This is a genomic window from Gammaproteobacteria bacterium, from assembly GCA_029884425.1.
Taxonomy (GTDB): domain Bacteria; phylum Pseudomonadota; class Gammaproteobacteria; order S012-40; family S012-40; genus JAOUHV01.
Genome location: JAOUHV010000075.1, coordinates 1 through 9,317, shown reverse-complemented (window position 1 = coordinate 9,317; position 9,317 = coordinate 1). Strand labels below are relative to the sequence as shown.

At 50.9% G+C, this 9,317-nt stretch carries 3 protein-coding genes; all 3 read right to left on the bottom strand.

Annotated features, from left to right (window positions below; all coding sequences use genetic code 11):
- Window positions 1–457: filamentous hemagglutinin N-terminal domain-containing protein (locus OEW58_13620; GenBank protein ID MDH5302385.1), on the bottom strand; the 457-nt coding region annotated here is incomplete at its 3' end.
- A 14-nt stretch (window positions 458–471) separates the two neighbouring features.
- Window positions 472–6,801, bottom strand: a complete 6,330-nt coding sequence (locus tag OEW58_13615) for an Ig-like domain-containing protein (protein MDH5302384.1) — start codon at window positions 6,799–6,801, stop codon at window positions 472–474.
- A 252-nt stretch (window positions 6,802–7,053) separates the two neighbouring features.
- A partial coding sequence (locus OEW58_13610; GenBank protein MDH5302383.1) for a response regulator occupies window positions 7,054–9,317 on the bottom strand: 2,264 nt, incomplete at its 5' end.

Genomic DNA, 9,317 nt, shown 5'->3' with positions numbered 1-9,317 from the left:
TGGACGTATCGGCGGAATACTGCATACCACCCGGCAGCAAAATATAATCAGCACTGGCAATATGCAAAGAACCACTGACATTGACGCTGGAACCCGCGCCCATCAGCACACCTTGCGGATTGAGCAACCACAAATTCGCGCCCGCCACGTCGCTAACCACATGACCGTCAATGCGTGACAATTCACCGCCGGTCACGCGTACCAGAAGATTTTCCAAACTGGTGGATGCACTAAACCGCGCAGTGTTTCCAGCCTCGACATTAAACCGGGAAAAACTAAAAAACGCGTTGGCACCTGAAATCTGCGCCATGGTATTCGCGTTAATCTGATAGGCGTTATTACTGAGCGCCACGTTGCCAGACGGCCCCTGAGTGCCATCGAGCACCACGTCGGCCATGGTCAATGGCGTCCAGGCCAGCAACAACAGGCCGACACTTTTACAAACGGGTTTCGTCATTGCTTTTGCCATAATTAATTTGCGATCACATTGAAGGTCGCAGCATAGCCCTCTTTCGGCTGAATCAAAATGTACGCCTCCTGGGTTGGCGTCGCGGTCAACGAGCAATCCAGCGGCGTTGCATTGGTTACCGCCACCGGTGCGCCTGCGGGCAAACATGCCGGGACTTGGCCATCGACAAACATCAGCACATCAAAGCTGTTGGCAACATCCACATCCATGTTGATAAACGAGAACGTGTACGACGTAGCATTCGTCAAACTCGTAACATGGTACACCGTATCTGTCACCAAGCCGGATACATTAAGCAGTAACGGTGTCAATGCAACATCCGTCATGGGTGACAAACTCACATCAAATGTTGGTGCCCCACCGGCCTTTTCTTCGACAGTGAAATACACATTGCCAGACGCCACATCCAGCATGCAGTATTCGACCTGGCCTGCCGCTTTTTGGTTCTGACAGGTCAGCGGTATCACAAACAAATCGCTGTACACTTTCAACTCGACATTATCACTTGGCAATGCGCCTTGCAGCGTCATCAGGTTTTTACCGTAAACACTGGGTGTTGCCTTGAAGAAGCGGCGCTGTCCGCTGGTCAAACCTTGCATCGTCGTGGGCATATTTTCCAGCGGATAAACATCCACACTGTAGTCCACGTGCTGCATAAAGTTGTTCACCACCAGCGTGTACGCCGCACCGGCCTGGGCAACAAACTGGCAGGACTCAGTGCCGCGCGAACGCACATCGCTGGCACAAGCAATGTTCGTCCCCGCCGTGTTCTGCACTGACGCGCTAACTTCATCAGTGTTAATGGTTGGTTTGACGCGTACCAAGTAGGTCTGATCAGCAGTCAACGCCGGCAAGCTGTAAACTTTGGATGCCGTCGTAGTCACTGTTTGTGAGGTCGTCGTGCCCAGACTGGCCGCCACCGCCGCAGGTGTCAGCTTCCAATCCAGTGTGACTGGGGTCGCCGCGCCACCGCTGACACGCAGATACAAATCGCCAGCGATATTGGACGTCGCCAAACAGTTTTCACTGTATTGCGTGGTCGCCGAAGTGCACTGCAAATTCGCGTTATTGCCCAGGCCGAACACACTCATTTGCGTCGCTGCACCACCATCCACCATGGTCAGCAGATATTGGCTGTTGGCTGCCAAGCCGGTGATCACGTATTGCTGATCGCTGACAGTCGTCTGGACACCCTTGTTGGCGGTAATGTTCTGCAAACTACCGGTGAGAATATCCCCCACATAGCTGGCCGCCATTGGAGTTCCATTTGTTGTATCCTTCACACCACTGATGGTTACGCGATAACGTGTATTGGCCGTCAGGATCGCTATGGTATTACTGCTCATCACCTTATTGCTCACTGTCGGTGCTGTCAGCGATATATCCGAACCTGTGCCAGGTTGATTCAGAGTTATGATTCCCGTTTCAGACTGAATATTTTCATTGAACGTCACGTTAATGGTCGACGGACCTACGTCGTTGAAAGCTAACGCCGCAGTTTGCACGATCGGTCCGGTGTAATCGCCAGTGGTAAAGCTGCTGTTGAACACAGCCATCGGATAACTGCGCGCCGACAAATCTTTTGCACCGCTGATCTGCAAATTGTACAGCGCACTGTCTGCCAAAGTAGCCAGCGGAATCATCAAGGTACTCTGATCAACGTTATCTAGTGTGACACCGGAAATGAGAGCACCATCCAAACGAACCTCCAGGTTGGTAATATCAACCTTCTCGCTGAAGATCGCCTGCACCGAACCAATGTTGGGCTTAACATTCTCAGCACCATCCGCCGGTGTGATGGTGCTAATGGTCGGCGGAGTGTAATCGCCGGTACTTACCTGTTGCGAATACATCACCATCTCATTCCCGTTCAGATCCTCGCCACCACTCACATTCAGGGTGTAGGGCGTACTATCCACCAGACCGACCACACTAAAGGAAAGTTTCGGCTCCGAAATTGACCAGGCAATACTGTTGACCGCTGTCGCACCAGAAACCGTAACCGTCGGAACGATCGATTTATTCATAGGCTCGTTGAACGTCACCGTCCACACATTGGTCGCCGGATTCACATCGGTATATGCCGCTGGTGTCGTCAACAACGCCGTAGGCTTGGTGTAATCACCGGTCGCCACTGCCTGAACGTACGGTGTCATCAGGTTTTTGTTGACGCTGTTATCCTTAGCGCCGCTGACATTCAGCGTATAGGGTGTTCCATCCACCAAGCCTGTGACAGTGAAGGTCAGCTCCAGTTTGTTCGCATTCCAACTGCGCCCACTCACGGTCGCGCCAGACACGGTCACTGTTGGCAGAACTGTCGTATCCATCACTTCGTGGAAGGCCACACTCCAAACATTGTTTGCCGGATTGACATTCAAATACGGATGCGCCGGCATTTGTAGTGTGGCGGTTGGTGCAGTGAAATCGCCGGCCGTCAAAGTCACCTCAAAAAAATCCATGACGTTTTGGTTGATGCTGGCATCCTCCGCGTACTTAACGTTCAAGGTGTAATTGCCGCCATCACTCAGACCACTTACGTTGAAACTCAAGACCGGCTCTTGTTGTGTCTGGGTATTGTTCCAACTAATTCCACTCACTGTCGCACCGCTGACAGTCACCGTCGGCAAACTCGCCGCCATTGGCTCATTGAACTTCATCGTCCACGTTGTCACATGGCGATCCACATTTCCGATGTTCGCTGGCGTCTCCAACGTAGCAATCGGTTTAACATAATCACCAACCTGCACCAATTGCGCAAATGCAGTCATGACATTCGCTTTGAGATCTTTTGCACCAGCAACGTTGAGGGTGTAGTCACCCTTTTGCAATCCGTTCACGGTGAAGTTCAATGTTCTGTCGCCATTCCATGTCGGTGTACCCACCGTCGTGGTCGCACCCGCCAACGACACGGTTGGTATCACTGCGGTATTCATCGCTTCGTTGAAGCTGACACTCCAGTTGGTCGTGGCCGGATTGACGTTGGTGTAGTAACTGGCTTCAGTTAACGGACTGAGTCTGCCCAGAACCGCCGTGGGTGGGGTGAAGTCACCGACCGTGAAACTTATTGGCGTAAGCTGCGCCAACTGTATCGACGAATCGTTTGGATTCGTGATCAAGTTACTGGCGATGTTCAATGAATAATCTTTTTGTTCTGTTAACTGCACAGCTGCTGGCAAGCTCACCAACACACTGATCTTTGGGTTGGCCCAGGCCATGTCCAGTGGATATGATTCGCCGGCACCAATAATGGTGAACGGATTCCCAATGTAAGAAACGGGTTCGCTAAACGTAACCGTATAGCTGGGGCGACGATTTATTTGGCCTCCAGTGAGAGAACCTGCCGTCAACGCCGTCGAAGTGACCTTCGGCGCAACAAATTCTCCCGTCACAAAGCGAACCACCGTCGGATCAGCAAGCGGCTTGTTCGCCAGATCAGTAATTGCATTACTAATCGTATAGCGAATGGTTTTCAATCCAGGGAAAAGCGTGCCTTCCACTGGGTTTACAATCACACTAGAGCCAGAAACTGTGTAACTAACAGCAATGGGCAAGTCGGCTTCACCTGCTCCCGCACCTTCCGCTACAACCTGAAAACTACTGGCGTTCACCGTACTTGGCAAAACGGCCTCACTGAAGGTCACAAGAATACTGGCATTTCTGACAATACCGGTTTGCGAATTTTCTGGGAACTTTGAGATCGTTGTCGGCGGGGTAAAATCACCCACGGTGAACGACCACTCAATCGCATTAGCCAAGGCAACGCCATTGGCGTCTTTCAGACCGGTAGACAATTGAACACGGTAGATATTTTTCTCTTTCAGGCCGGCCAGCGAAAATGTCACGGTGCGTTTATTCGAACCCAAATTCAGGTCAGTATAAATAACCGACATGTTGCCATTGAGCACACTCACGTTCGTATCGTTGACGCTACTAGCAAGCATATCCTCGTTAAACGTCGCAGTTATCGTAATATCTTTTGCCACGCCAGTGGCATTCACTGCCGGTGTGCGACTGCTCAGTTGTGGTGGAGTTTCATCCTTGGTTTTAAAACTCCAACTCACATTCGCCGCCAGCGGGTTGCCCGCGACATCGGTCACTGCCTTCGCGATGGTCACGGTGTAGGTGGTTTGTTCTTGCAGATTTTGCAGATCAAACAGCACGGTTGTGCCGTCCTGACTCAGGCGCAAATTATTGATCGTCGCCGCCGGCAAAATGGTCACATTGGCTGGCGTCACTGTCGACGTCGCCAATTTTTCGCTAAAGCGGGCCTCGACTGCCAAATTTTTTGTCGTCAGCGCATTACTGACTGGTGAGGTGGACACTAACGTCGGTGCAGAGAAATCGCCGGTCTGGAACGACCAAACCAGTGGCGCATCCAGCATATTGCCTTTGGCATCACTGACAGCAGTTGTAACGGTGATGGTATACGCCATCAATTGCGCCAAGCCGGTCAAATCAAATTCAAGCGTATTGCCATCGCTGCCCAATTTCAAATTACTGATACTGCCACCACTGCTGCTGACCACGCCATTGCCCACGATGGATGACAGCAACAATGCTTCGTCAAACGTCAGCACTACGTGCACATTTTGTGCGACACCTGTTGCCCCTTTGGCAGGGAAATAGGTCAGCGCCTTGGGCGCAGAAAAATCACCGGTGGTAAATGTCCAACTGGTCGAGGCCAGTGCATTGCCTTCTTCGTCAGTCACTTGATCAGACACCTGCACGGTGTACTGAGTTTGTTCTTTCAGCGAGACTTTATTTGGCAGGGTTAATTGCACAATGTCGCCCGAGGTCAGCAGCTTAACGCCAACCGGTACAGCGACTGAACCTGTTTCCAGCAAATGCACGGTGGAGCTATTCACCGATTCTGCAGCCAGCCGCTCATTAAACCCAATGGTGATGACCGGCGTTATGCCCACATCAGTTTCGTCTGTGGCGGGATCATGATACGAAATTTGTGGCGGTGTTGTATCAGCAGTGACAAATGTCTGCTGATAGGTTTGTGCCAAGGCATTGCCTTCCAGATCCATCAAACCAGTCGTCAGTTGCAGGCGATAATCAGCTCTCTGCGACAAGGCTTGCACAGGTTTGATGATTACTACATCACCGGACAAAGACACCGCAGAATTAACCACGCTGCCACCGGCATTGAGCAAACGCGCAGTCTGGGTGGTAACCGTCGCAGCATCCAGTTCTTCGCTGAACTGAATCCGGAACTCGGCATCAGGCAGCACTTTAGCGTTCAGATTAGGCGTCAACACCGCACTCACGGTTGGCGGTGTGGTGTCCTGTGCCCGCGTGGTAAATCGAATCTGAGTCGCCACCGCACTGTTGCCTGCCAAATCGCGCACGCCCTGGATGAACAGGGTGTAGTTCGTGACATAACTCAGCGGTTGATCCGGCACAAAACTGACCGTATCGCCTTTGGTAAACAACAGTTGTCCTGTAATCCGGTTATTGCCGGCGTCCTGGAGGATAAAGTTGTCTGCGGTAAGAAATCCCGCCAGCAGTCTTTCATCAAACGCCAACACCAGTGGCTGTTTGGTAGATACATCAATTTTGTTGTTCACCAGATTGGAGCGCGCCAAATCCAGCAAAGGTGAGCGAACATCTTCGTTTTGCCCGGTGGTAAACGACCATTCCCGGTCGTCCAGCGCATTGCCCTGGGTATCTTTCAGGCCCTTGAGTGTCAGGCGGTAGGTTTTGTTGGGCAGCAAATTGTTATTGGGGTCCAGCGTCAGCGTTTTATTGGAAAAGCCCAAAGAAGCGGACACCAGCGTGCCCTCTTGATCACGCAATGTCACCTGCGAAAAGGTCTGCAGGTTCATTTCGTTGGAAAAACCGATACTGACAGCCCGATTGATCGGCACATTGGTATCCCATGGACCAGGGGACCTGAACAAAATGGTTGGCTTCTGCGCCGAAAACGCCGCAGTCGTGAACTGCCACTGGTATTCCTTGCTCAGTTGATCGCCACTGACGGCACTCACCCCGGCCTTGACCATGACGGTGTAGGTACTGGCGGACTGCAAGGCTACCTGTGGCACAAAAATCAGCCGGTTATCTTCCACACTCAGCGCACCCGCCACCAACTGGTTGGCGGCGTCACGCACGCTGATCAGTGAAGCCTGGCTGGCCGCGTCGGACCACAGGGTTTTGCTGAAACGAATCTGGATGTCGCTGTCTATTGCCACATTGATCGCGTCGACACTGGGGATGGTCTCCAGAACATGCAGGCCGGCATCATCCGACAGCCCGGTCTGAGTTCCCTTGCCACACGCGCTCAGCGCCAAAATCAGCAACAGTCCAATCAATCGTTTCATTTGCATACATACATCCACTGGCTAAAACAGACACACCCCGGGGGGCAGAATTTTATCTGCCACAAATTAAGGGTGGGTGAAAACGGTGGACCGTATTGTACATGAATTCCCGCACGATTTACGGACTATGGAGCACCGGTCCGTTGGGATTTCCGGTAATTTCAAGGAAAAATCAAGATGTTAGAACAGGAAGTGTCGAACGAAAAAGTTAGCGTAATCGGGCAAATCTGGCCCATAAAACCGCTTGGAGGACAAAACCTAGCTGGCGCGTTTGAGTGCCGGTCTATCCACTGGAGGTTCACTGTCCTGGAGCGCTGCAGCGACAGCAGTAAAAAACACATTCAAATCAATGGGTTTTTTGATAAAAGCTCTAAAATTTAACTCGGCAGCTTTTTCCTCATCCACCCGTTCACTGTAGCCAGTGCAAAGAATGATCGGAATATCACGTCGAATTGCCATCATACCCATTGCCAATTGGCTACCATGCAAGCCCGGCATGGTGTAATCAGTCACCACCAGATCGACCTCATTGGAATGCTTTCGAAAATAATCAAGCGCCTCAGCGCTGGAATTAATCACGGTCACGCGATAGCCTGCCTCTTGCAGCAATTCAGACAAAACCATGCCAACCACCTTATCGTCGTCGACCACCAGGACATGATGGTTGCCGGTATTTTGCGCTTTCGCCAACAACACCGCATCGTCGATTGGTTCGTCCGATTGTTTCACCACATAGTTAGCCACGGGCAGGCAAATCGAAAATTTGGTGCCTTGCCCCAGCACCGATGTCACGTGAATATGCCCCCCAAGACTATGGACAATACCATGCACCATCGCCAATCCCATGCCCGTACCTTTACCCACATCCTTGGTGGTAAAAAAAGGTTCAAACATACTGTCCAGCACGTCTTGCTCTATCCCAGTCCCGGTATCGGTCACTGACAGTTCAACAAAACTTCCCTGATATTCATGATGACAGGATGAACATACCACGCGGCCACCCTGGTATTTATGCGCAGCAATCACGATTCGTCCCTGATGATCAGTGATGGCATCCTTGGCATTCACGCACAAATTGATCAACACCTGTTCAACCTGGGTTTGATTTCCCAGCATCCGCGACAACCCCGGTTCACACACCACATCGATCTCCACTGTCACGGGAATCATGCTGCGGATCATGGGCTGAAATCCTTTCAGCATTTTTTCAACATCTATCGCGGTATTTTCCGGCTGCTTTGGCTCACGTCGACTGAAGGTCAACATTTTCGCCACCAACTCGGAGGCTTGTTTGCTGGATTTCAAAATATGCTGCAAATAACCAGGCAGCTTTCCCCGCTCATCAACCACTTGCAGGCGCATCGCCAACTCGGCAAAACCACGGATACTGGCCAACAAATTGTTAAAATCATGTGCCAAGCCACCGGTCAGCTGACCTAAAGATTCCATTTTTTGCGCTTGCCTCAACTGCATTTCCAACTGGACGCGCTTTTCTATATCTGTCTTGCTGTCATGAATATCCTGAACTATCCCTATCATTTTCACCACATTTCCATCAGCATCAATTTTTGGAATAGCCTCCTGCCTCACCCAGCGAAACATACCGCTCGGCAAAACAATGCGATGCTGCACCAGGTATTGAGTTCGATTTTTCAAAGCAACAGAAAGCGCCTCTTGCACAGACTGCACATCATCAGGATGAACTTTCTGCATAAATTCAGCAAACCCTGCCTGGGTATCTTTTGATATTTCAAAAATCCGATACACTTCATCAGACAGCGTCAAGGAACTGCTGCCAATCTCCCACTCCCAATGCCCAACCTTGGCAATGCGTTGCGCTTCACGCAGAATTTCGGTTCGCTCTTCAACGGCTTCCTCCAGCGCGTCATTTATCTTCTCCAGGTGCTTCTGCACCAGCGACCGCACTTCAACCTCGTCCTGCAAACGCTCCGCCATATGATCAAAAGACTGACTCAGATAACTGATTTCGTCATCGCCATTCAATCCCGCACGAGCGGACAAATCACCACCGGCCAGATTTTTTGCCGCCATGTTTATTTTGGCCAGCCGGAGAGATACTCGCCAATAGACCAGCACGCCAATCAACATAGAAGTCACCGCTGTGATCAAACAGTACATCAGCGTATGCTCTATAGATTCTTGCTTAACTACTTCCAGCCTTTTTCCAAACGAATACTCTGCGTACAACATCCCCATTACAGGAACCTGCCCAGACTTTTTTTCAACCAACCCAAGCACAACCGGGAAATACGCATGCAACATATTATTTTCAGGAACTTCATACATCAACGATGCCCCTGTGCTGCGCATTACCACGTCAGCAATAGCCGAATCATAACCGGAGCCATCAATAGAAGCGCTACTTTCTCGGTACAAATCATTGGCAGCAACTACGCCATCCTCACCAACCAGCTTCAGCAGCCGATACTCATCGCTCATAGAAAATGCGGCAATATCCATTTTTATTTGCGTGATATCCACACCCAACATAAATACATTTT